The following is a 22852-nucleotide window of genomic DNA, read 5'->3' as shown; positions in this document are numbered from 1 at the left end:
GTTCAATTGGAACGTTAAGGCAGGGATCAGGACCGCTCAGGCACGCTGACGATGCCGCCGCCAACAAGCGCACGAACCCCGGTTGTTCCCGGGCATGATGTCGGTAGCCCCCGCGCCACCCGAACTGCGAGATAGGCAAATGCCTGTGCCTCGAGCATATCTCCGTCTAGACCGACGCTTTCTACAGGCTCAACCGGGCAGTCCAGCGAGACCTGCAGCATCTGCATCAAAACAGGGTTGTGGCGCCCGCCCCCGGTGACGAGAACACGGTCGGGCGGCTTTGGACAGTGCTCCATACCAAGCGCCACAGCGGCGGCACACATGCCGGTGAGCGTCGCAACCGCATCGGCATCCCCCAGCTCCTGCACCAGCCCGATCATCTCTGCAAAATCGTTTCGGTCCAGAGACTTGGGGGGAATTCGTGCAAAATACGGCTCTGCCAGAAACAGCTCCAGCGCGCCATTCTCGACCTTCCCGTCCTTGGCGACTGCGCCGTCGCGGTCCATGTGCAACCCCAGCCGTGCCTGAACAAGGTCATTTACCGGTGCATTGGCTGGCCCGGTATCAAAAGCAAGCAGCGCCCCGGGATCCTCAGGGCGGTCGCGCGTCGGATCCACATAGGTCAAGTTGCCGACACCGCCAAGATTGAGAAAACACAGCGGGGCGGTCGCGACGATCCATTTTGCACAGGCAAAGTGAAAAAACGGCGCCAGAGGCGCTCCTTCCCCACCCATGGCCACATCATCCGAACGAAAATCCCAGACCACCGGAACATCCAGCGCCTCGGCCAGCGCTGCGCCATCCCCGACCTGAAGGGTTCCGCGCCCCCGGGGATCATGGGCAAGGGTCTGGCCATGAAACCCGATCAGGTCCACATCCGGGAACCCGGACAAGGCCAGCTTGTGCGCGTCTGTCACAAGTTCACTTGCAGCGTCCACTTCAGGGCCGGACCAGAATCCCAACCCTGTTCGCAGAACTTCCCGTTCTTCTGCGTTATAGGCCCGGTATCCGGTTTCCCCGAAACCGGTAATCGTCATCCCGTCGGTTTCCACGATTGCCGCGTCTACACCGTCCAGCGACGTGCCCGACATTGCCCCCAGCGCCCGCACCGATCCTGTTCTTGCAATGGCCTTGCTCATGGCCTTTTCCTTTTTGACCTGCCATCCGGTTATGCTGCCGTCTTTTGCGGCGAAAACCGGTTTCCACTGTCCCGATTGCACATTATACCGTGCAGCGCACCATTTTTCCTGCATGCCGCATGAGCAGGGTGCATTGCAATTCAAACCCGAGGCAAGACATGACCTACCATCCCAAATCGGATTTCATCGCGGTAATGATGGAACGCGGCTTTCTGGCCGACTGCACCGATTATCAGGGGCTCGACGAGGCGCTGATCAAAGGGGTTCAGCCCGGGTATATCGGCTTTGACGCCACGGCCAAGTCTCTGCATGTGGGCAGCCTGATCCAAATCATGATGCTGCGCTGGCTGCAAAAGACAGGGCACAAACCGATCACTTTGATGGGCGGCGGAACCACCAAGGTGGGCGATCCCTCTTTTCGGGCAGACGAGCGCCCGCTGCTGACGCCGGACCAGATCGACGACAACATCGCCGGTATTCGCAAAGTGTTCTCGGCCTATATCGACTACGACAGTGGTGCGGAAAACGCCGCACTGATGCTGAACAATGCCGAATGGCTGGATGGATTGAACTACCTCGACTTCCTGCGCGATATCGGGCGGCATTTCAGCGTCAACCGGATGCTCAGCTTTGAGTCGGTAAAATCCCGTCTGGACCGCGAACAGAGCCTGTCTTTCCTCGAATTCAACTACATGATTTTGCAGGCTTATGACTTTCTCGAGCTCAACCGCCGTTATGGCTGCATCCTGCAGATGGGTGGATCGGACCAGTGGGGCAATATCGTCAACGGAATCGATCTGACCCGACGGGTGATCGAAGGCGAAGTGTTCGGCCTGACCTCACCGCTGCTGACCACCAGCGACGGCAAGAAAATGGGCAAATCGCAGGATGGCGCGGTATGGCTGAACGCCGACATGCGCTCTCCCTACGAGTTCTGGCAGTTCTGGCGCAACACCACAGATGCCGATGTCGGCCGGTTCCTCAAGCTCTATACCGAGCTGCCGGTCGAAGAGTGCGAGCGGTTGGGCGCATTGGCAGGCTCCGAGATCAACGAAGCCAAGATCGTGCTGGCCAATGAGGTCACCGGGCTCTTGCACGGGGCCGAGGCTGCTTCCGCCGCTGAGGCCACCGCCCGAGAAGTATTCGAAAAGGGCGGCGTTGGTGACGACCTGCCCACCTTGACCCTTAGCGCTGTCGAACTGGGCGACGGGATCTCGGTGGTTCAGCTGATCGTCAAATCCGGCCTTGCAAAATCCGGCAAGGAGGCAAAGCGCCTGATCGCCGAAAACGGTGCAAAGCTAGACGATGCACCGCTGACCGACGCCAGCTTGATGATTGACGCCGGCGCGCTGGCCTCCCCGATCAAGCTGAGCGCCGGAAAGAAGCGCCACGCACTGGTTCAACTGGGCTAGACTCCTCATTCCAAGCGCCCCGCATTCAGGCATGAGCGCGGGAAATGGCCTTCCGAGCATCCGGACCCGGCATCCAAGTTCGGGTCCTGCCTCGACCGAAATCCCAGTATCGCGCCGTTTTGACGGAACGACACAGCTAGACAGGTGGCCCGGTTTTCCATTATTTGAACGCATGTTCATATCATGGGAGAGGAACCCGCAATGCAACTTGCAACCACCGCAGCTGTGATCACCGGGGGGGCTTCGGGCCTGGGTGAGGCAACCGCCCGTCACTTTGCCGCAAACGGGGCGCAGGTCACCATTCTGGACCGCGATGCAGAACGCGGCGCGAAGGTCGCCGCCGAAATCGGCGGGCACTTTGCCCAAACCGACGTAACCGACGAGGAGTCGGTCGCCGCAGCAATCGCGCTTGGAACCAAGAAAATGGGCAAGATCACTGCGGCAGTAAATTGCGCGGGTATTGCCTATGGTATCAAGACTGTGGGCAAGGATGGCCCCCACCCTCTCGACGCGTTCCAGCGCACCATCGACATCAATCTTTTGGGCACGTTCAACGTATCGCGACTGGCATCAGTCGAGATGGCCAAGAACGAACCCGAGCCGGACGGCGCGCGCGGCGTAATCGTCAACACCGCCTCGATCGCTGCCTTTGACGGCCAGAAAGGTCAGGCCGCCTATGCGGCTTCCAAGGGCGGTGTGGTCGGCATGACGCTGCCAATGGCCCGTGATCTGGCGTCGACCGGTATCCGGGTCATGACAATCGCACCGGGCATTTTCATGACGCCCATGCTGGCGGGCCTGCCCGAAGAGGTTCAGCAGCAACTGGCGACCGATGTTCCCAACCCTGCCCGCCTCGGGGATCCCACAGAGTATGGTCGTCTGGCCGGATTCATTGTCGAAATGGGTTATCTCAACGGTGAAGTGATCCGCCTCGACGGGGCCCTGCGCATGCGGTGACTGCCAAATTGGCCGGGGTTCAACCCGCCTCGGCCTTTTCTTCGAGCAGCAACCATTCCTCCTCGGCGGCGGCCAGTTTTTCCTGCCGCTCGACAAGGGCGTCCGTCGCTTTCTGAAACTTGACCGGTTCGCGTGTGTAGAGCTCCGGATCGGCCATCAATTCCTCGAGCTTTGCGATCTCGGCCTCCAAGCGGGAGATCTCGGCGGGCAGTTTTTCCAACCTGTGTTTTTCCGTATAGGTCAGCCCCTGCTTCGGGCTGACTTCTCGCTTTATCTTTTCCTTTGAAGATTTTGTTTTTGCTTCATTAATCTGCGAAATACTGCCGCGCTGCGCGATGTAATCGGACCATCCACCTGCATAGGCCGTGGCGCGCCCGTTACCCTCCATCGCGATGGTGGTCGTGGCCACACGGTCGAGAAAATCCCGGTCATGACTGACCAGCAGAACCGTGCCGTCATAGTTGTCCAGAAGTTCCTGCAACAGATCCAGTGTTTCGACATCCAGATCGTTGGTCGGTTCGTCCAGCACCAGCATGTTCGAGCTGCGCGCCATCAGCCGGGCCAGCAACAGCCTCGCCTTTTCACCCCCGGACAAAGACCGGACCGGTGCCCGCGCCTGTCGTTCATCGAACAGAAACTCTTTAAGATAGCCGACAACGTGCTTGGGCTGCCCGCGCACCATGACCTGATCGGCCTTTCCCGAGACTCGCATCAACGGGTCGCCGGTCAGGCTGTCCCACAGGCTGACATCGGGATCCAGTTGGGCCCGGGCCTGATCGAACACCGCAACCTCAAGATTGGTACCCAACCGAACGGTGCCCTCATCCGGTTCGATCTCGCCCAACAGAATTTTCAACAGCGTGGTTTTGCCCACCCCATTGGGGCCGACAAAAGCCACCCGGTCGCCACGCTGCACCAGCAGATCGAAATTTCGCACGATCTGCCTGCCGTCGAAGCTTTTGCTCAATCCCTGCGCCTCGATCACCTTTCGGCCCGATTTAGTACTGGCCTCGAGCGACATGGCGGCAGCCCCCTGCCGCGTGATCTGTGCTGCCCGCTCGGCGCGCAGAGCTTGCAAGGCCCGCACCCGGCCCTGGTTGCGCTTGCGTCTTGCGCTGATGCCCTCAACCGCCCATCTGGCTTCGGACTTGATCAGGCGGTTCAGCTTGTGCCGCGCGGTGTCCTCTTCGTCCCAGACCTGATCGCGCCAGGCCTCGAAGGCTTGGAAACCCTTTTCCTGCCGACGCACAGCACCCCGGTCGATCCACAATGTGGCGCGGGTCAATGCGCGCAGAAAGGCCCGGTCATGCGAGATCAGGACATAGGCCGCACGGGTCGCGCCCAATTCGCTTTCCAGCCAACCGATCGCCTCGATGTCCAGATGGTTTGTCGGTTCGTCCAGCAACATCAGATCCGGGGCTTCGGCCATCAGCTTGGCCAGTGCTGCCCGTCGCCGTTCGCCACCCGAGGCGGTCTCGACAGGTCGGGACGGATCGAATTTGAGGCCCTCGCCCGCGCGTTCCACCTTGTAGAGTTCGCCCGGCTCCAACCCGCTCGAAGCATAGTCGCCCAGCGTGGCAAATCCTGCCATATCGGGATCCTGCTCCATATAGCCAACCGACTTTCCGGGCGGCACGACGATCTCACCCGAATCCGGCTCAACAAAACCGGCCATCACCTTCATCAGAGTCGATTTACCGGACCCGTTGCGTCCGACCAGCGCCACACGATCTCCGGGATGAACCACCAGATCGAGATCCGAAAACACGGGATCGCCCCCGAAAGTCAGGGAGATACCAGCCATTTGCAGTAAAGGAAGCTTCGCCATGCACGCCAGCTAAACCGCCGGATACCCGCCGTCAACGCCCCGGCCCGATCATTTCCAGATTGCGCGCGCTACCCGACAACCGACCTGAGCAGCTTCTTGCGCGCCGGGGGTATGTCGCCGATCTCCAGCCCAGTGAACACGTGCAACGTGTTCATCTTCCGGTCCACAACAGCGTGGTCGCTCACCCAGCCGCCCATCATCAGATAAGTCCGCAACAAGGGCGGCATCCGCAACATCGCCTGCTTCATGTCGGGTTTGCGACGCAACTTGGAGGCAAATCGGAACACATCCGGCGCCTTTACCCTTGGCAACCAGCGTTTCGGTGCAAGATGGCGGCTTTTGAGAACTGCAAACGCGTCAAGGTAACGCTCGGTTTCGGTTCCGGCAAACGACGAACAGCCAAACAGCATCTCGATTCCCTCCCGGTCCACATATGCCGTCATTGCCCCCCATGCGACACGCAGGATATCCGGGTCGCGCCATTCGGGGTGAATGCAAAACCGTCCCATCTCGACCATTCTGCCCGCGTAGCTTTCCAGCGCGGACAAGCCGTAGAACTGCGCCGAATAACTGCGCGCGACATCCGCACCGCCTTCCAGTGTCAGCATACGAAAGCAACAGACCAGCGTGCCGGTGCGCGGATCTTCGACCAGAACATGGGAACAAATGCCGTCAAAACGGTCACCGTCGTGTTCGGGAGTTTCAAAGGCCAGCGTCCGCAACGCCCGGGCCCGGGCCAGGTCGCCAGCACCTTCGGCCAGCCGAGCACGGTATCTGCCTTTGCTCAGCAATGGCGCACCGGTCATCGTCGCGTCCTTTCGTCATCCGGACAGACGGTGCTGTCCACTTCTTCCCACTACCACATAGGGGGTCACAGCGGAATGACGCAAGATCGCGCGAGACAAGCCATTATTTTTGCTTGAGTTATTGCCCGAGTGCCGTGGCCGGATTGAATGTGCCGAGGTTACCTACAAGCTGCCGGAGGAAGGTTTTGTCCTCAACGCTGGAACTGGTCACGCGACGGCTCAAAGGAATGATCTGGCCGTCCTCAAGACCGTAGCGCTCGATATTCCGAACCACACCGGACTGATCAAAGCTGATCGCGACCAACTGCCGGGACACAACTTCGGGCGCCCGAGCACCATAGTGCCGCATTCGGGTGGAGATGTAGTAGAACCCACCATTTTCCAGAACCCCGGAAGAAGATGGCGCCCCGACGGTTTCGATCACCGAATCGCGAGTATCCACGCCAACCTTGATTTCCGCCAGTTCTGCTTCGCTGGGAGTATAGCCATGGCTGCGATAGACCGAAGCGCAGGCCGCAAGCCCGGCCGACAGGACAAGAGCTGCCACCCCGATACGGGCGGCGCGGAACGTGATATTCTGAAATGGTCCGGTGCCGAACATTCCTGCCCTCTTGCTTTGGCCTCTGTCGCCTTTTATCACCGCTTACCCAAACTGCGCCCGTGGTTCAAGAAACGAAAGTCTTTCTCATGACCTCATCCGAGCTTTCCCCAACCGCCCTCAGGGTGGCAGATCTCGCCCAGAACACCTCGACTCCCTTTGACCTGAAGCCCGATGCCGAGGAGATGGCCCGGATCGCGGACGAGCTCGGCCTGCTCGGTCTTCGCAAGCTGCGGCTGGCGGGAAACATTCAGGCCAGCGGCAAGCGTGACTGGGTTCTGGAGGCTCGTCTGGGTGCGACGGTCACCCAAGCCTGCGTGGTAACGCTGGAACCTGTAACAACACGCATCGACACCGCTGTCAGCCGGCGGTTCGTAGCGGACTGGACCACCCCCGAAGATGAAGAGGTCGAAATGCATGAGGACGACTCGGTCGAAGCTCTGGGCACGCAAATCGATCCGGGTCAGGTCATGATAGAAGCATTATCGCTGGCCTTGCCGCTCTACCCGCGCAAGGACGGTGCGGAACTCGGCGAAGCCGTCTACACCAGGCCGGGCGAGCAGCCGATGCGTGATGAAGACGCCAAACCCTTTGCAAAACTTGCAGAATTGCGTAACGCTCTCAAAAAGGACGACTGACGCGCTGCAACGGAATCACCTCGGATATTTTCGAGGACGGGCCGGGCGAGGCAGGGGTGAAAAACCACTTGTCAAACCCGAGAAACCAAGTATTTTCGCGCGCTCATCAGATTTAGGGTTGGACATCGCAAGGGCCGCGGCCTAAACGCTCGTCACGCCGCTTGAGATAAAAGAACGAAACTCGCCCGCGGAACGGTTCCCGGGCCCCATATACAAAGGTTGAGACAATGGCTGTCCAACAGAACAAAGTTTCCAAATCGCGCCGCAACAACCGCCGCGCGCACGATGCGCTGGTTGCTGCCAACCCGAACGAATGCCCGAACTGTGGTGAACTGAAGCGTCCGCACCACGTGTGCCCGTCCTGTGGCCACTACGCTGACCGCGAAGTTGTCGCCATGGCCGACGAGGTCGATCTGGACGAAGACGCGGCATAAGCCACGCCAGACAGGCTTCGGTATGACGGTCCAGCCCGACCCACACCAGACGCAGCCCGGACGAATCGTCATATCGGTGGATGCGATGGGTGGCGACACCGGGCCTGCGGCCGTTGTTGCAGGCATCGCCAAGTCGGCCAAGAAGAACCCGGAAATCGGGTTCATCCTGCACGGTCCCGAGGACATGCTAAAGAAACTTGTCGCCCGCCGGCGTGTGCTGGACGGGCGTGTTTCTTATTGCGACGTGAATGATGTCGTCACGATGGAGGACAAGCCCAGCCACGTGATGCGCAATGGCAAGGGCACGTCCATGTGGTCGGCGCTGGACTCGGTACGCAATGGTGACGCGGCCGGAGCAGTCTCCTGCGGCAACACCGGCGCTCTGATGGCGCTGAGCATGTTGCGGTTGCGCAAGCTGCCCGGTGTGAATCGCCCGGCAATTGCCGTTCTGTGGCCCTCTCGCAGCGCCAATGGTTTCAATGTGATGCTGGATGTCGGCGCCGACGTGCGCGCAGATGCTGGCGACCTGCTGCAATACGCCCTGATGGGGGCATCATATGCGCGAAATGGCCTGAACCTGCCCCGCCCTCGCGTTGGCCTGCTGAATGTCGGAACCGAAGAGCACAAGGGCAGGACCGAATTGAAAGAGGCGCACGTCCTCATTTCGGATTTCGCTGACAAGGCCAACTACGAATTCGTGGGATTTGTCGAAGGCAGCGACATGCCCGGCGATCTTGCCGATGTCATCGTGACTGACGGTTTCACCGGAAATGTGGCGATCAAGACCGGCGAAGGCACCGCAAGGCTGATCGGCTCACTTTTGCGCGAAGCCTTCAAGTATTCCCCCCTCTCCCGATTGGCGTCTGTTCTCGCGATCACGTCGCTGAAACGCCTGCAACAGCGAATCGATCCGCGCCGGGTCAATGGCGGTGTGTTTCTTGGGCTGAACGGTACGGTTGTGAAATCTCATGGTGCCGCCGATGCGATCGGGGTATCCGCCGCGGTCAAACTTGCCTTCACTCTGGCCAAGTCAGGCTTTTCGGAAAAACTGGCCGCGCGGGTTGCATCCACGGCCGGGCATAACCAAGATGGCGCTGCCCCCTCAGGGGAGCCACAAAAAGATAGCGAAGGGCAGTCATAAGCCATGACAGGGCGAGCAGTAGTCGTTGGAGTTGGACATTATCTTCCATCCCGTGTCGTACCAAATGCCGAGTTCGAGGCCACTCTCGACACGACGGATGAATGGATCCGCTCCCGCTCGGGGATCGAGCGCCGTCATTTCGCGGCCGATGATGAAACCACCTCGGATCTGGCGACTCACGCCGCCCGTGCTGCGCTTGCAGACGCTGGCATGGAAGCCGGGGATATCGATGCGATTGTTCTTGCCACCTCGACTGCCGATCTGACATTTCCGTCGGCTGCAACCATGGTGCAGGCGTCTCTTGGCATGACCCGCGGCTTTGCCTTTGATGTTCAGGCTGTCTGCGCCGGATTTGTTTACGCGCTTGCCAATGCCAACGCCCTGATTCTCTCGGGCCAGGCGAAACGGGTGCTGGTGATCGGCGCCGAGACCTTTTCGCGGATCATGGACTGGACCGACCGGTCAACATGCGTTCTGTTTGGTGACGGTGCTGGCGCATTGGTTCTGGAGGAACAAGAGGGAACCGGCAGCTCGGACGATCGCGGAATTCTGGCCACCGATCTGAATTCGGATGGCCGGCACCGGGATCTTCTCTATGTCGATGGCGGTGTTTCGACACAATCCACCGGACATCTGAGGATGCAAGGCAACCAGGTGTTCCGCCACGCAGTCGAAAAACTTGCCAAGACAGCCGAGACTGCACTGGGCAAGGTTGGGCTGCACAGCGACGACGTCGACTGGATCGTGCCGCATCAGGCCAATATTCGAATCATTCAGGGCACCGCCAAGAAGATGGGTCTGCCAATGGATCGCGTTGTTGTCACCGTCCAGGATCACGGCAATACGTCAGCCGCGTCCATCCCGCTCGCCCTCTCTGTCGGCAAGGCACGCGGACAATTGAAACAAGGCGATCTGGTTGTCACCGAAGCGATTGGCGGCGGTCTGGCCTGGGGTTCGGTCGTACTGCGTTGGTAACGCGCTCTTTTACCGCAGGTTTCAGGCGGGCGTGAACCGGCCAAAAGAGCCGCTTGCAATTCATTGATATTGACAGGGATTTTCCGCGCGACCTATTCTCCTACTATCACATGGGGAATGGTATGGGCGATAAAACCTTGACGCGGATGGATCTCAGCGAAGCAGTGTTTCGCGAGGTCGGGCTATCACGAAACGAAAGCGCACAACTGGTTGAAAGCATGCTGGAGCATATGTCTGATGCTCTTGTTCGGGGCGAACAGGTCAAAATCTCGTCCTTCGGCACGTTCAGCGTCCGAGAAAAATCGGCCCGAATCGGCCGAAATCCGAAAACCGGCGAAGAGGTTCCGATTCAGCCACGCCGGGTTCTGACCTTTCGCCCGTCGCACCTGATGAAAGACCGCGTTGCCGCAGGCAATCGCAAGTAAACGGGACAGGCACAGATGGCAAAATCCCCTGACGCGTTTCGCACGATAAGCGAAGTGGCGGATTGGCTGGGGGTGCAGGCCCATGTGCTGCGCTTCTGGGAAAGCAAGTTTACTCAGGTCAAACCCGTTAAGCGCGCTGGCGGACGCCGCTATTACCGACCCGCAGACATGTTGCTGTTGGGTGGCATCAAGAAATTGCTGCACGATGATGGCGTGACCATTAAAGGCGTTCAGAAAATGATGCGCGAACAAGGCGTTGCGCATATCTCCTCACTTTCTCAGTCGCTGGAAGAAGCCGCCGTCGAGCTGTCGCAGGACATTCAGGGCAAGGTAATCCAGTTCAAGCAAGACCGACCCGAATCCGATGTTCCAGACCAGATCGACATGGAATTGGAGCCGGTGCAATCCGTGGAAACTACGGGTGAAGCACCCGCAGAAACACCGGTTCAGTCCGCGTCGGTTGACGAAACTCCGGTCGAAGCCATTCAGGCCGAACATCCCGAATATCCCCTGTCGGACACATCGCCGGGTGTTCATCCTGAATTTTCGCATCGGGAACCCGTTTCCGACAGCGCACCGCAGATAGAAGATTCACAGGACGCGGCCGCCGCGAATGAAGAGATCGACCTTCCGGCGGCCTCCACCCTACTGCGTCCCACCAAAATTGATGTCGCCGAGGTGCCAGCTGACGACCAGATACCATATGCACCTGGCCTCGCAGTCAAGCTTGCCGCGATACGTGCCCTGACCCCGGAACAGGCCCGCGAGATTGTTCCAATTGCTGCGGAATTGCGCAACTGGCTTGCGCGTCATCCCCATTCTGGAATGGGCTGAAATTCTTGATGATACCCCCTTGCCCCTGCCCGAAAAACCGGTATGAACACTGCATCGTCGGGCTATGGCGCAGCCTGGTAGCGCGTCCGTCTGGGGGACGGAAGGTCGCAGGTTCGAGTCCTGCTAGCCCGACCAAATCACCGCGACGATGCATGCACCCTGCCCCAGCCCCTTGAAAGAAAAGGGTTTGGCATGACAGGCGTTCTTCCCAACCAACAGATCGAATCCCTGATCGCAAATGGTGCGATCTCGGCGGATCAACCGATCCCCGAAGGACAGGTTCAACCCGCAAGCCTTGACCTGCGCTTGGGTCAGGTCGCGTATCGGGTGCGCGCCTCATTCCTTGCCGGAGAGGGCCGTAGCGTCGCGGACCGCCTGACGGAATTTGAAATGCACCGGATCGAGCTGGGCAACGGTGCGGTGTTGGAAAAGGGTTGCGTCTATTTGGTGCCACTGATGGAACGGCTCGACCTTCCCGCAGACCTGAGCGCTGCTGCCAATGCCAAGAGCTCCACTGGCCGGCTCGACCTGCTGACAAGGACGATCACAGATGGCGGGACCGAGTTCGACCGGATCCAGCCGGGATATTCCGGGCCGCTCTACGCCGAGATTTGCCCCCGTTCATTCTCGGTTCTGGTTCGACCGGGAATGCGGCTGAACCAGATTCGTTTTCGCCGCGGTCAATCGGTGCTCAGCGATGCAGAGCTAACCGACTTGCACGCCCGCACCCGGTTGGTGGATGGCCCTGCCGTCATTCAGGACGGCCTTGGTTTTTCCGTCGATCTGCGCCTACCCGGAACAACATTGGTAGGCTACCGCGCAAAGCCGCATACGGGTGTGATCGATCTCGATCAGATCGGTGCCTATGATCCCCGAAAATATTGGGAAGAAGTGCATTCCGACCACGGCCATATCATCCTCGATCCCGGTGCGTTCTATATTCTCGTCAGCCGCGAGGCGGTGCATATCCCGCCGCAATATGCGGCCGAGATGGCGCCATACCTTGCCATGGTCGGAGAGTTCCGTGTGCACTATGCCGGTTTTTTTGATCCCGGTTTCGGACACGCAGCCGCCGGTGGCGAAGGATCACGCGGCGTACTGGAAGTGCGCTGCCATGAAGCCCCGTTTGTCCTGGAACATGGGCAGGTCGTCGGGCGACTGGTTTATGAACATATGAACGAGGCACCCACACAGCTATACGGTGCGGGCATCGCCTCGAACTATCAGGGGCAAGGGCTGAAGTTGTCCAAACACTTCAAGACGCCAGCGTAAACACCCGGAAAATCAGAATTTTCCTGCTTGCCTTGCCAGCCTTCGAGCTTGGCGCGCCTGACGCACTTTCTGCTTCGCTTCGCGCTGTTCCGGCGTCAGCTTTTTCTTTTGGCCGCCGCCTTGCGGCTGGCCTTTGATGCCACCTTGCCCCGCGACAAATTCCATACCGGTTTTCATTCCGAAATTGATGAACCGCCGCAAAAAGATCCGCGTCACCATGTTCATGATCTGGTTGCTGTTCATGGGGTATTCCCCTTCATTGCTGCCCGAACTGCAGTATAACCTAGCATTGCGACAGAATTTTGGCACCCCCTTGGCACCGGCGGCCGCAAGACTGCGGTGTTGCGGCGGCCTGGTTCGGCTTACTCCTCGAACAGTTCCGGCTGACCGGCTCCGCCTTCTTCGTCATCATCCTCGTCCGACAGGTCCGTGCTGCCGGGCGGAGGCCGGTTTTCGAGCAGGCCAGCCGCCCGCAATTCTTTGAGCCCAGGAAGGTCCCGGGCGCTTTCCAAACCAAAATGATCCAGAAAATGTGGCGTTACAACAAAGGTAACCGGACGGCCCGGCGTCATCTTGCGACGTCCCAGACGAATCCAGTCCAGTTCCATCAACAGATCCAGCGTCCCGCGCGAGACCGACACGCCGCGAATTTCCTCGATCTCAGCCCGGGTAACAGGCTGATGATAAGAGATAATTGCGAGCGTTTCGATGGCAGCCCTCGACAGCTTCCGGGTTTCTACGGTTTCCTTCTGCATTAGAAACCCAAGGTCCGGAGCGGTTCGGATTGCCCAAGCATCGCCGACGCGCACAACCCCCACGCCGCGCCCCTCGTACCGTTTGCGCAGACGGGCCAGCGCCTCGGCGGCATCGCATCCATGCGGCATCCGCACTTCGAGATCGCGCACCGTCACCGGCTCGGCGCTGGCAAACAGTACCGCTTCGACCATACGTTCCTGTTCTGCCATCGGCGGCGCTTCGAACAGGCTTTCGGTGGGTTCCTGAATGTCGTCACTCACGGGATGCATCTCATGTTGGTTTGTCTTTCTTGCGCAATTGGATCGGCTCGAACATATCGCTCTGTTTGATTTCCAGTTGCCCTTCCTTGGCCAGTTGCAAAGAGGCGGCAAAGGTCGCCGCGGTTGCCGATCGCCGCCTCACGGGATCCGCCCCCCAGCCTTCCGGTAGATAGCTGACCATATCTGTCCATGTCCCGGCAAAGCCGATCAGGCCCCGCATCCGATCCAGCGCCTCTTCCATCGTATAGACCGAGTCCCGATCCATCACGAACGGGCGGAATTCATCCCGTGTGCGGATCCGGGCGTATCCCTGCATAAGGTCCAGCAAGGTGGCGGAATAGGTGACAGTCTTGATCCGGGCGATCTCTTCGCCCTGCCCGCGGGCAAAAAAATCCCGTCCCAGCTGATCCCGCGCCATCAGCTTGGCCGCCATGTCGCGCATCGCCTGCAGCCGTTCCAGTTGAAACGCCAGATGCGCAGCAAGTTCTTCGCCAGATGGCCCGTCTTCATCGGGGTCAGGCGGCAGCAGAAGGCGCGATTTCAGGAATGCCAGCCATGCCGCCATCACCAGATAGTCGGCAGCCAGTTCGATCCGCAATTCCTTGGCACGCTCCACAAAGCTCAGGTATTGCCGTGCCAGTTCCAGCACCGAGATCTTGCGCAGATCCACCTTTTGCGTGCGCGACAGGGTCAGCAGCACATCCAGCGGGCCTTCGAACCCGTCCACGTCGACAATCAAGGCCTCGGCCGCAAGCCGATCCGCCACCGACATCTGATCTTCGGTAAAAAGGTTATCCGTCGACATACACCTGCCCGTCCATGAGGGCAGATAGTTCGGCCTCGGCGGCCTCAATGTCAAGCGGAGCGGGTTCCCGACGTGCCGCGATCGCGCGATCAGCACGGGCCTGCGCCGCATCGTTCATCAGTCCGGCCGCCATCGCGACCTCGATACGTTCGTCCAGAGTTCCGTTGCAATGCAAAACCACGTCGCAACCCGCTTCGATGGCCTGCTTCGACAGGTCTCCCAAAGCGCCGGACAGCGCCTTCATGGAAATGTCGTCGGTCATGATCAACCCGTCAAAGCCGATCTGATCGCGGATCAGTTCGATCATCCTCGGAGAGAGCGTTGCCGGCGTTGGGTCAAGCGCGTCATAAACCAGATGCGCCGTCATCCCCAGTGGCAAGTCATTGAGATCCCGGAACGGCGCAAAGTCCGTATCATCCAAAGCCTCGAATTCTTCGGCAACGTTCGGAAGGTCATAGTGACTGTCGAGCGTTGCCCGACCGTGGCCGGGGATATGCTTGACGACCGGCAGAACACCCCCGTCAAGATGACCCTGCGCGACTGCTCTGCCCAGCTCGGCTACGGTTTCAGGGTCGCTCCCGTAGCAGCGGTTGCGCAGAAATTCGTGCGTTTCGGGCATGGCGACATCGACCATCGGCGCGCAATTGCTGTCGATGCCGAGCCCGCGCAATTCATGCGCTATGAGGCGATACCGCAGGTACATTGCTCGGGCTGCGCCTTTACCTGCCCGTTCGGCGTGATCAAGCGGCGCAAGCCAATTGCGTGCCAGCGGCGGCCGCAGACGCTGCACCCGCCCCCCTTCCTGATCAATCGTGATCGGGCAATCCCGCCCCACGGCCTCGCGAAAATCGTCACATAGGGCGCGGATCTGATCGGGCGTTTCAAGGTTTCGGGCAAACAGTATAAAGCCAAACGGCTGAACGTCGCCAAAGAATGCCTTTTCGTTGGCGCTCAGCCGTTGGCCTTCGGCGTCCAGTATCGTTGCCCCCCAGTTCATACCCGGATCACCGCGTCGTTACGGGAATACAGTCGGCCCGTTCCGCTACCAAGGCGGAGCAGAACCGGCGCGCATCGCTCAGGTCGTCGAACCCGGCAGCCCGCAACCGGTAAAACGTGCGCCCGCCGCTCGAAGCCTGTTGGATTACGCGCTGCTTACCGTCCATGTAGTCATCGAAGCGAACAATCAGACGATCCCATTCCTGTTGGGCAATCTCCGGCGTGTCATAGGCGCCGAGCTGTGCAAGACGCGTACCGGCAGGCAAGCTGTCGGGGTCCAGATCAAGACTGGCTGAAGCGTCAACCGCGCTACGCAGGGCGGCTTCAACGTCTTCGTTGTTCACCGTGGCCGGCACTGCTCGTGCCGGGCGCTCAATTGGCCGCAGGGAGCGTTTGACTCCGGGTGCCAAAGCCAGTTCGGGATCAACCGCAAGCTCTTGATTTTTTTCGGCCAAACCGGGTTGAACGGGCGCGGGCTGAACGATTTCCGCAGATTGTTCCGTGTTTGCGGCCGCGGCCTCCATCGGCGCGACACCATCTGTCAGTGCCTCGACCAGTTCCACGACAGATCCTTCCTGATAGGCTTCGACCGCCTCGGCGCTGACGGCGGGTTCAAGCTTTGGCTTTTCGGTTTCTGCCAGCACGGCCTGGACCGCCTGATCAGTCACCGAGGGGCCGACCGTGTCTTCTTCGGTCAGAGAAACCGGCTTTGGAGCAAGCTTCAGTGTGTCCGCAGGGGCAGCTGCAGTGCCATTTGCGGCCACCGAATTTACCGCCAACCCCTGATGGTCAGCGGGTTGCCCACCCGGCTTCTCTGGTTGAACCCGCATCGGCCCTTCGACCGCGCGCACGACGGGAACCCCGGACACATCACGCATCAGGAGCTGATACCCCCAGACACCGAGCCCAACAAGCAGGGCCAGAGATGCGACCGCACCCGCCACGTTCGCTGCCTTTCCAAAGCCAGAGATTTCCCGCGGCCCATACGGCATGTCGCCTTCGTCGGAATACTCCGCCGTTTCCGCCTGATCGTATCCTTGATGATATGCGCCCTGGGGGCTTTGGTACCCGTATTGTACCTGCTGCGGGCTCACTTGGCCCGGATAATCGAAACTCGCCATTTCCGCCTCACTGCCCTCGGATCAAGACGCGCACGCCATGTCCGGGTTTGCCTTGCTTCTGCCTCAGGCCGGCGGTGGTGCCTTGTGTCTTTCGGGCGGGGCTTCTGATTGGTCCCGCTGACCGAATTACCGCATCTCGTTTGCCGGCTTCACCCCAAGAATACCAAGGCCGGCAGAAATAACAACGGAAACGGCAACAGCCAGAGCCATTTTTGCATGGCTTGTGGCGGGATCGCCCTCTTGCAGGAATCTCAATTCGGGCAATTCGTTGCCACGGTTCCACAGGGCGTGAAAATCTCCTGCTAATTCATAGAGGTAGAAGGCAATTCGATGTGGTTCATTCGTACGGGCCGCGATCTCAACCAGCCGGGGCCATTCCGCGAGTTTTTTGGCGACCGCCAGTTCGGCCTCGTGATTGATCAGGCCAAGATCCGCCGCGGCAAGCGTGGCAAGATCGGCTTCGATCCCGGCCTCGACAGCGCGGCGCAGAACACTCTGAACACGCGCATGGGCGTATTGCACATAAAAAACGGGGTTCTCGCGGCTTTGCTCGAGCACCTTGTCAAAGTCGAAATCCAGCGGCGCATCGTTCTTCCGGGTCAGCATGACAAAGCGGGTCACATCGGGGCCGACCTGATCGACCACATCCCGCAAAGTGACAAAGTTGCCGGCCCGCTTTGACATCTTGAACGGCTCGCCGTTCTTCCACAGTTTCACCAACTGCGTGAGCTTGATATCGAGCGGCACCTTGCCGTCGCTGAGCGCCGAAACGGCAGCCTTCATCCGCTTGACATAACCGCCGTGATCCGCCCCAAAAACATCAATAAGCTCGTCGAACCTTCTGGAAACTTTATCAAAATGATAGGCGATGTCAGGGGCGAAATAGGTCCATGACCCATCTGATTTCTTCACAGGACGGTCGACATCGTCCCCATGTTCGGTGGATTTGAACAGGGTCTGTTCACGCGGCTCCCAATCTTCGGGCTTTTTGCCCTTTGGTGGCTCCAGAACGCCCTCGTAGATCAGCCCTTTGCTGTCCAGGCTCTCCAGGGCGGCCTCAATCCGGCCTGTGCCATAGAGAGACTTTTCGGAAAAGAACACATCCATTTTGACGCCCAGCTGGGCCAGATCCTCGCGGATCAGGTCCATCATCGCGTCCGTGGCGAAATTGCGGATCTCTTGCAGCCAGACTGCCTCGGGTTGTCCGATGAAGGCATCGCCTTTCAGCTCTTTCAGCTTCTGGCCGACCTCTACCAGATACTCACCTGGATAGGTTCCGTCGGGGAATTCCACGGCTTCGCCATGCGCTTCGAGATAGCGCAGATAGACCGAACGAGCCAGAACATCGACCTGCGCCCCGCCGTCATTGATGTAGTATTCGCGGGTCACGTCATGGCCGGCATAGTCCAGAAGGGACGCCAGGGCGTCGCCGAAGACCGCGCCGCGGGTGTGGCCGACATGCAGCGGTCCGGTGGGGTTGGCCGAGACATATTCGACATTCACCTTCCGCCCCTGCCCCATATCGGACCGACCGTAGCTGGTTCCATCGGCGAGAATGGTCCCGACAATGCCTTGCCAGACCACCGGCGCAAGCCTCAGATTGAGAAAGCCCGGCCCCGCCACTTCGGCGCTGGTGATCCTGTCATCCGCAGCCAGCCGCAGAGCAAGGGCGTCCGCGATGTCGCGCGGTTTCATCCGAGCCGGCTTGGCCAGCACCATCGCCGCATTGGTCGCCATGTCGCCATGGGCTGCATCGCGCGGTGGCTCCACGGCCACGTTGGCAAAGCTCAACCCCTCGGGCAGCAGCCCTTCAGCTTGCATTTGCGACAGGGCCTCGGTCACGAGGCTGCGGATCTCGGAAAACAGGTTCATTTCGGCGTCCTTCTTCTTGCGGGCGGTTTATCACGCAAGGCGGCGGGGTCAATGGAACCGTTTTCACCAAGGCGGGGCAACTGTCAGATCCGGTTGGGGTCGGCCCCTGTCAGTCGGGCATGCTCTTGTAACGCAAACCGATCGGTCATGCCTGCGATGTAGTCCGAAACAAGGCGAGCAAGCGTGGTCTCATCCGTGATCAACCCGATATCGGGTTGCCATCCGGCCGGCATCTGCACCGGATCCTCCAGATAAATCGGAAACAACTCGGTCACAACTTGCGCCACTTCTTCGCGTACCCGCATGACGGACGGAGCCCGATACATGCGGGTAAACAAAAACGCGCGGATTTCCTTCAGTTTCGCGGAAAGTTCCGGCGAAAACTGGACCACAGGGGATCCAAGTGCCCGGATCTCTTCCACCGATGTAGCCTGGGCGTCTGACAGCAAGGCGCGTGACGTGTCGATGACGTCGCTGACCATCACGCCGAAAACGCGCCGCAGGGCCTCGTGCCGCCGCCGGTCCGGATCCAGATCCGGATAGGCTGCATCAACCTCGGCATAACAGGCATCAAGGATGGGCAGTTGAGCAATCTCGTCGTCGGAAAACAGGCCAGCCCGCAAGCCATCGTGCAGGTCGTGATTGTTATAGGCCACATCATCGGCCAGTGCCGCGACCTGCGCTTCGGCGCTGGCATGCGTATGAAGCTCCAGATCCATCTGGGCATTGCATTCGGCCAACGCCCACGGAAGACCCCCCAGCACCGGGCCATTGTGTTTGGCAATCGCTTCGAGGGTTTCCCAGGTCAGGTTCAGGCCATCGAACTCGGCATAGTGCCGTTCAAGACATGTAACGATGCGGATCGCCTGTGCATTGTGATCAAAGCCGCCAAAAGGCGCCATCAACGCATGAAGCGCATCTTCACCGGTATGTCCAAACGGCGTGTGGCCAAGGTCGTGGGCAAGTGCCACCGCCTCGGTCAACTCGGGATTCAACTGTAACGCCCCTGCAATGGTCCGGGCCACTTGCGCGACCTCGATCGAGTGGGTCAGACGCGTGCGATAGTTGTCGCCTTCATGCTCGACAAACACTTGCGTTTTATGCTTCAGCCGCCTGAAGGCGCTGGCGTGTATGATCCTGTCCCGATCCCGTTGAAAACAGGAGCGGAAACTGCTCTCTTCTTCACGCACCAGCCGTCCGCGGGCGCGTGCGGGGTCCGATGCATAGGGCGCTCGCATTTCGCGGTCCTAACCTTGTCGCCTGTCCTTGGCCCTTCTATATTGCAGTGCAGCACCTAATGAAACCACCGGAGTCCTGCATGAACCTGCCCCCAAAGGTCACCGAACGCGCCTTTGAGCGACTTGCCGAGATCGGCGCGGCCGATCAGGGGCAAGCCCTGCGCGTCGCGGTCGAAGGTGGTGGCTGCTCGGGGTTTCAGTATGAAATCGCGCTCGATCAGCCCAAATCCGATGATCTCGTGCTCGAAGGGCTTGGTGAAAAGGTGGTTGTCGACAGCGTCTCGCTGCCATTTCTGGAGAATGCAACGATCGATTTCAGCGAGGAACTCATTGGCGCCCGTTTTGTGATCGAGAACCCCAATGCGTCATCGTCCTGCGGATGCGGCACGTCCTTTTCCATGTAATGTGCTGCCGGAGATCCCGGTCCAGACCTCAATTCGCCAGTGACCGGCCTGCTCCGGAGCTTGCCGCGAGACCGCATTCGGGCGATAGATCACCAAGACTTGTCGGAGAGGCCCCATGAAAATCGCCAGTTTCAACATCAATGGCATCAAGGCCCGGGCCGAGGCATTGCCGGCATGGCTTGATGAGGCGCAGCCCGATGTTGTGGTCTTGCAGGAAATCAAGTCCGTTGATGAGGCGTTTCCACGCGAGATTTTCGAAGATCGCGGCTACAACGTCGAAACGCATGGACAAAAGAGCTTCAATGGTGTGGCGATCCTGTCCAAGTTTCCGCTCGAGGACGTAACCCGAGGGCTTCCCGGGGATGATGATGACGAGCAGGCCCGTTGGATCGAGGCAACCGTAGTTGGGAAAAGGGCTCTGCGGATCTGCGGGTTGTATTTGCCCAATGGAAATCCGGCGCCGGGACCGAAATACGACTACAAACTTGCGTGGATGGAGCGGTTGCGGATCCGGGCGGCCGAACTGATTTCCGCCGAAGAACCCGCTCTGATGGCAGGCGATTACAACATCATACCTCAGGCCGAGGACGCCAGTCGCCCCGACGCATGGCGCGATGACGCTCTGTTTCGGCCCGAAAGCCGCGCCGCGTTCCGGCAAATCCTGAACCTCGGCTTCACCGAGGCATTCCGCGCCCGGACCCAAGGGCCGGGACACTATTCGTTCTGGGATTATCAGAAAGGCGCATGGGACCGGAACGACGGGATTCGCATCGACCACTTCCTATTGACACCACAGGCGGCCGACGTGTTGACCGAATGCAGGATCGATGCCGAGATCCGAGGCCGCGAGAAACCGTCAGATCACGTTCCGATCTGGGTCGAACTGGATCTCTGATCCCTCAGCCCGGCTTGGTCACATCGTGGCCATATAGCCAGTCGAACTGCCGGACCATGCGTCGAGGCGCCAACCGACCACCCATCCTGAGCGTCATATGGGCAACGGCGCGAACCGACGCCGAAGAGAGGTGGTATTTCCACGCGTTGTTATTGGCTGCCGCAATTACCCGAACAGCGCGGTCACGACGGCGTCGCTGGTAACCGGTAAGCGCTTCGCCCGGCGTTTCTGACTTGGCCAGACTGTCAGCCAGAACCCACGCATCCTCGAGCGCCATGTTGGCCCCTTGGGCAAGGAATGGCAGGGTCGGGTGAGCTGCATCACCCAATATGGCCACGCAACCCGAGTGCCAGTTTGGCGCTACCGGGTGCCGGAAAAGGCCCCAGAGCCGCACGTTTTCGATCCGGTTCAGCAACGCAGGCACTGGCCCGCCGAAGTCGCCAAATGCCGCACGCAGATGGGCCGGGTCATCTTGCTGGTTCCATCCCTCATCAGCCCATGCTTCGCGCTCCTGCACGGCAACAATATTGACCAGCTCTCCGCGCCGCAGCGGATAGCAGACCATATGACGACCGGGGCCCATGAAGACCTGCGCCTGCGCCCCAAAACAAAGATCATTCGGAACCACTGCGCGCCAGGCTACCTGACCAGTAAAAAAGGGCGTGTCTTCGCCATTCAGGGCGACTCGTGCCTTGGAGTGCAGGCCGTCTGCCCCGACAACAAGATCCGCGTTGATCCGCGCACCATTGGCCATGTGAAGGACCGGTGCAGGGCCTGCCTGAACCCGCTCGACCTTTTGCAGCAACCGAACCGGAATGCTAGCGTGCCGAACGGCCTCCGCAAGCATCGAGATAAGATCGGCGCGGTGCACAAAATAGTAAGAGCTGTCGCTGGCATAACGATCGAGATCGAGGGTCAGAACTTCGCCCCCTGCCCTGTAATCCCGTAACTGAACTGCTTTTCCCCGCACAGCCTGATCGCGAAGCGCAGGTTCCAGTCCAAGCGCCCTAAGAACATTCACGCCGTTTGGACTGATCTGCAAGCCTGCGCCAACCTCGGTGATGGCCTCGGACTGCTCCAAAACCATTACATCTGCCCCGTGGGCCTTGAGCGCCAGGGCGACAGCCAGACCACCGATCCCGGCGCCAACGACCACGATTTTGCGAGAATTCAGATCCATGCAGGTCTTTGAACAAAAAAAACGCCGGAGCAACAGGCCCCGGCGTTCAAAACTTGCAGATCCCGTGTGAGATCAATCGTCGCGATGCACTTTCTCGCGGCGTTCATGGCGTTCCTGCGCTTCGAGGCTCATGGTGGCGATCGGGCGGGCGTCAAGACGCTTGAGCGAAATCGGTTCACCAGTCACTTCGCAATAGCCGTACTCGCCCTCGTCGATCCGACGCAGCGCCGAATCGATCTTGGCCACCAGCTTGCGCTGGCGATCCCGGGTGCGCAATTCCAGCGCCCGGTCGGTTTCTTCGCTGGCACGGTCGGCGACATCAGGGATGTTACGCGTTCCGTCCTGCAAACCTTCGATCGTGTCACGGCTATCCGCCAGAAGATCCTGTTTCCAGGCCAGCAGCTTGCGGCGGAAATACTCTAGCTGCTTGTCGTTCATGAACGGTTCATCTTCGGCCGGACGGTAGTCTTCCGGCAGAAACAGTTCCTGCTTCATATTGGCTCCCTCGGTATGGCCAACAACGTCTGTCATAGAACCTGTACCAGACATTTGGCTCCCCCTTCTGCCGCTGCGTTTATCCGAGGTATCTGGGATTGTCACTACACAAATCTCCTCTCTTTCACTATTTGCCGCAACTGCGCATCTGACAAAGGAATTGGCTGTAAACGCCTAAAAATAGGGAAGTTTGATGCAATATTTGCCGACAGTTTCGGAATGGCCCTCGGATTGGTGACGGACAGGAAACGGGATTTCGCCGAAACATCACCCTCTGTCCAAGTGAATCTCTCGGCTGCAGGGACGCTGCGGCCGTCTTGTCAAATTGCTTAGACCCAATTACCCGAAATGCTAGGTCCTCTGGCAGTCGC

The 22852-nt window shown here is 59.5% G+C and carries 24 protein-coding genes and 1 tRNA gene; 12 read left to right on the top strand and 13 right to left on the bottom strand.

Annotated elements, in window-relative coordinates; translation table 11 throughout:
* Positions 1-26 precede the first annotated feature (26 nt).
* Positions 27-1139: an anhydro-N-acetylmuramic acid kinase gene (locus ACP15U_RS04260; protein ID WP_425043900.1), complete on the bottom strand. Its 1113-nt coding sequence runs from the start codon at positions 1137-1139 to the stop codon at positions 27-29.
* A gap of 158 nt (positions 1140-1297) precedes the next feature.
* On the opposite strand from ACP15U_RS04260, the gene tyrS reads away from it, so the two are divergent.
* Both tyrS and ACP15U_RS04250 read left to right on the top strand, forming a co-directional pair.
* The gene (gene tyrS / locus ACP15U_RS04255; protein ID WP_425043899.1) at positions 1298-2551 is read left to right on the top strand and encodes a tyrosine--tRNA ligase; all 1254 of its coding nucleotides are present in this window, start codon (positions 1298-1300) and stop codon (positions 2549-2551) included.
* Positions 2552-2752: 201 nt separating this feature from the next.
* Positions 2753-3508, top strand: a complete 756-nt coding sequence (locus tag ACP15U_RS04250; RefSeq protein WP_425043898.1) for a 3-hydroxyacyl-CoA dehydrogenase — start codon at positions 2753-2755, stop codon at positions 3506-3508.
* Between the two features lie 19 nt (positions 3509-3527).
* Here the strand turns inward: ACP15U_RS04250 and ACP15U_RS04245 are convergent, their stop codons facing one another.
* From ACP15U_RS04245 to ACP15U_RS04235, 3 genes are all read right to left on the bottom strand, one after another.
* Positions 3528-5336, bottom strand: coding sequence for an ABC-F family ATP-binding cassette domain-containing protein (locus ACP15U_RS04245; RefSeq protein WP_425043897.1), 1809 nt, complete (start codon positions 5334-5336; stop codon positions 3528-3530).
* A gap of 68 nt (positions 5337-5404) precedes the next feature.
* Positions 5405-6142, bottom strand: a complete 738-nt coding sequence (locus ACP15U_RS04240) for a GNAT family N-acetyltransferase (RefSeq protein WP_425043896.1) — start codon at positions 6140-6142, stop codon at positions 5405-5407.
* Positions 6143-6260: 118 nt separating this feature from the next.
* Entirely contained in the window at positions 6261-6743 is a 483-nt protein-coding gene (locus tag ACP15U_RS04235; protein ID WP_425043895.1) for an outer membrane protein assembly factor BamE, read from the bottom strand.
* An 86-nt stretch (positions 6744-6829) separates the two neighbouring features.
* Between ACP15U_RS04235 and ACP15U_RS04230 the strand changes: the two genes are divergently transcribed.
* From ACP15U_RS04230 to ACP15U_RS04195, 8 genes are all read left to right on the top strand, one after another.
* Entirely contained in the window at positions 6830-7378 is a 549-nt protein-coding gene (locus ACP15U_RS04230; RefSeq protein WP_425043894.1) for a YceD family protein, read from the top strand.
* A gap of 227 nt (positions 7379-7605) precedes the next feature.
* Positions 7606-7812 carry a 50S ribosomal protein L32 gene (gene rpmF / locus ACP15U_RS04225; RefSeq protein WP_425043893.1) on the top strand — a complete coding sequence of 69 codons (207 nt, stop codon included), beginning with the start codon at positions 7606-7608 and terminating at the stop codon, positions 7810-7812.
* A gap of 22 nt (positions 7813-7834) precedes the next feature.
* A complete protein-coding gene (plsX, locus tag ACP15U_RS04220) occupies positions 7835-8953 on the top strand; it encodes a phosphate acyltransferase PlsX (RefSeq protein WP_425043892.1) in 1119 nt (372 codons plus the stop codon).
* A gap of 3 nt (positions 8954-8956) precedes the next feature.
* Entirely contained in the window at positions 8957-9928 is a 972-nt protein-coding gene (locus tag ACP15U_RS04215) for a beta-ketoacyl-ACP synthase III (RefSeq protein WP_425043891.1), read from the top strand.
* A 122-nt stretch (positions 9929-10050) separates the two neighbouring features.
* Positions 10051-10353 carry an integration host factor subunit alpha gene (ihfA, locus tag ACP15U_RS04210; RefSeq protein WP_425043890.1) on the top strand — a complete coding sequence of 101 codons (303 nt, stop codon included), beginning with the start codon at positions 10051-10053 and terminating at the stop codon, positions 10351-10353.
* A 15-nt stretch (positions 10354-10368) separates the two neighbouring features.
* Positions 10369-11187: a MerR family transcriptional regulator gene (locus tag ACP15U_RS04205; RefSeq protein WP_425043889.1), complete on the top strand. Its 819-nt coding sequence runs from the start codon at positions 10369-10371 to the stop codon at positions 11185-11187.
* A gap of 58 nt (positions 11188-11245) precedes the next feature.
* Positions 11246-11322 (top strand) — tRNA-Pro (locus tag ACP15U_RS04200).
* A 57-nt stretch (positions 11323-11379) separates the two neighbouring features.
* A complete protein-coding gene (locus ACP15U_RS04195) occupies positions 11380-12459 on the top strand; it encodes a 2'-deoxycytidine 5'-triphosphate deaminase (protein ID WP_425043888.1) in 1080 nt (359 codons plus the stop codon).
* Between the two features lie 12 nt (positions 12460-12471).
* Here ACP15U_RS04195 and ACP15U_RS04190 read toward each other — a convergent pair whose 3' ends face one another.
* From ACP15U_RS04190 to ACP15U_RS04160, 7 genes are all read right to left on the bottom strand, one after another.
* Positions 12472-12702 (bottom strand): hypothetical protein, encoded by a 231-nt coding sequence (locus tag ACP15U_RS04190; RefSeq protein ID WP_425043887.1) that lies wholly within the window; start codon positions 12700-12702, stop codon positions 12472-12474.
* A 119-nt stretch (positions 12703-12821) separates the two neighbouring features.
* The gene (gene scpB / locus ACP15U_RS04185) at positions 12822-13484 is read right to left on the bottom strand and encodes an SMC-Scp complex subunit ScpB (protein ID WP_425043886.1); all 663 of its coding nucleotides are present in this window, start codon (positions 13482-13484) and stop codon (positions 12822-12824) included.
* Position 13485: 1 nt separating this feature from the next.
* Positions 13486-14280 carry a segregation and condensation protein A gene (locus tag ACP15U_RS04180; protein WP_425043885.1) on the bottom strand — a complete coding sequence of 265 codons (795 nt, stop codon included), beginning with the start codon at positions 14278-14280 and terminating at the stop codon, positions 13486-13488.
* Positions 14267-15277, bottom strand: a complete 1011-nt coding sequence (gene nagZ, locus ACP15U_RS04175) for a beta-N-acetylhexosaminidase (RefSeq protein WP_425043884.1) — start codon at positions 15275-15277, stop codon at positions 14267-14269. The genes ACP15U_RS04180 and nagZ overlap by 14 nt, the downstream gene beginning before the upstream one ends.
* Before the next feature lie 7 nt (positions 15278-15284).
* Positions 15285-16397, bottom strand: coding sequence for an SPOR domain-containing protein (locus ACP15U_RS04170; RefSeq protein WP_425043883.1), 1113 nt, complete (start codon positions 16395-16397; stop codon positions 15285-15287).
* A 126-nt stretch (positions 16398-16523) separates the two neighbouring features.
* Positions 16524-18269, bottom strand: a complete 1746-nt coding sequence (gene argS / locus ACP15U_RS04165; protein ID WP_425043882.1) for an arginine--tRNA ligase — start codon at positions 18267-18269, stop codon at positions 16524-16526.
* An 83-nt stretch (positions 18270-18352) separates the two neighbouring features.
* Positions 18353-19507: a deoxyguanosinetriphosphate triphosphohydrolase gene (locus ACP15U_RS04160; protein WP_425043881.1), complete on the bottom strand. Its 1155-nt coding sequence runs from the start codon at positions 19505-19507 to the stop codon at positions 18353-18355.
* A gap of 80 nt (positions 19508-19587) precedes the next feature.
* Here ACP15U_RS04160 and ACP15U_RS04155 point away from each other — a divergent pair, with 80 nt between their 5' ends.
* Entirely contained in the window at positions 19588-19911 is a 324-nt protein-coding gene (locus tag ACP15U_RS04155; protein WP_425043880.1) for a HesB/IscA family protein, read from the top strand.
* A 115-nt stretch (positions 19912-20026) separates the two neighbouring features.
* Positions 20027-20806 carry an exodeoxyribonuclease III gene (gene xth / locus ACP15U_RS04150; protein WP_425043879.1) on the top strand — a complete coding sequence of 260 codons (780 nt, stop codon included), beginning with the start codon at positions 20027-20029 and terminating at the stop codon, positions 20804-20806.
* Positions 20807-20810: 4 nt separating this feature from the next.
* Here the strand turns inward: xth and ACP15U_RS04145 are convergent, their stop codons facing one another.
* Positions 20811-21986, bottom strand: a complete 1176-nt coding sequence (locus ACP15U_RS04145; RefSeq protein WP_425043878.1) for an FAD-dependent monooxygenase — start codon at positions 21984-21986, stop codon at positions 20811-20813.
* A gap of 72 nt (positions 21987-22058) precedes the next feature.
* The gene (gene dksA / locus ACP15U_RS04140) at positions 22059-22481 is read right to left on the bottom strand and encodes an RNA polymerase-binding protein DksA (protein WP_425044272.1); all 423 of its coding nucleotides are present in this window, start codon (positions 22479-22481) and stop codon (positions 22059-22061) included.
* Positions 22482-22852: the final 371 nt, after the last annotated feature.

It is taken from the genome of Primorskyibacter sp. S87 (genome assembly GCF_049801055.1).
Lineage (GTDB): Bacteria > Pseudomonadota > Alphaproteobacteria > Rhodobacterales > Rhodobacteraceae > JBNAGF01.
The sequence above is the reverse complement of the archived record's forward strand: the minus strand, read 5'-3'. Positions and strand labels throughout refer to the sequence as shown.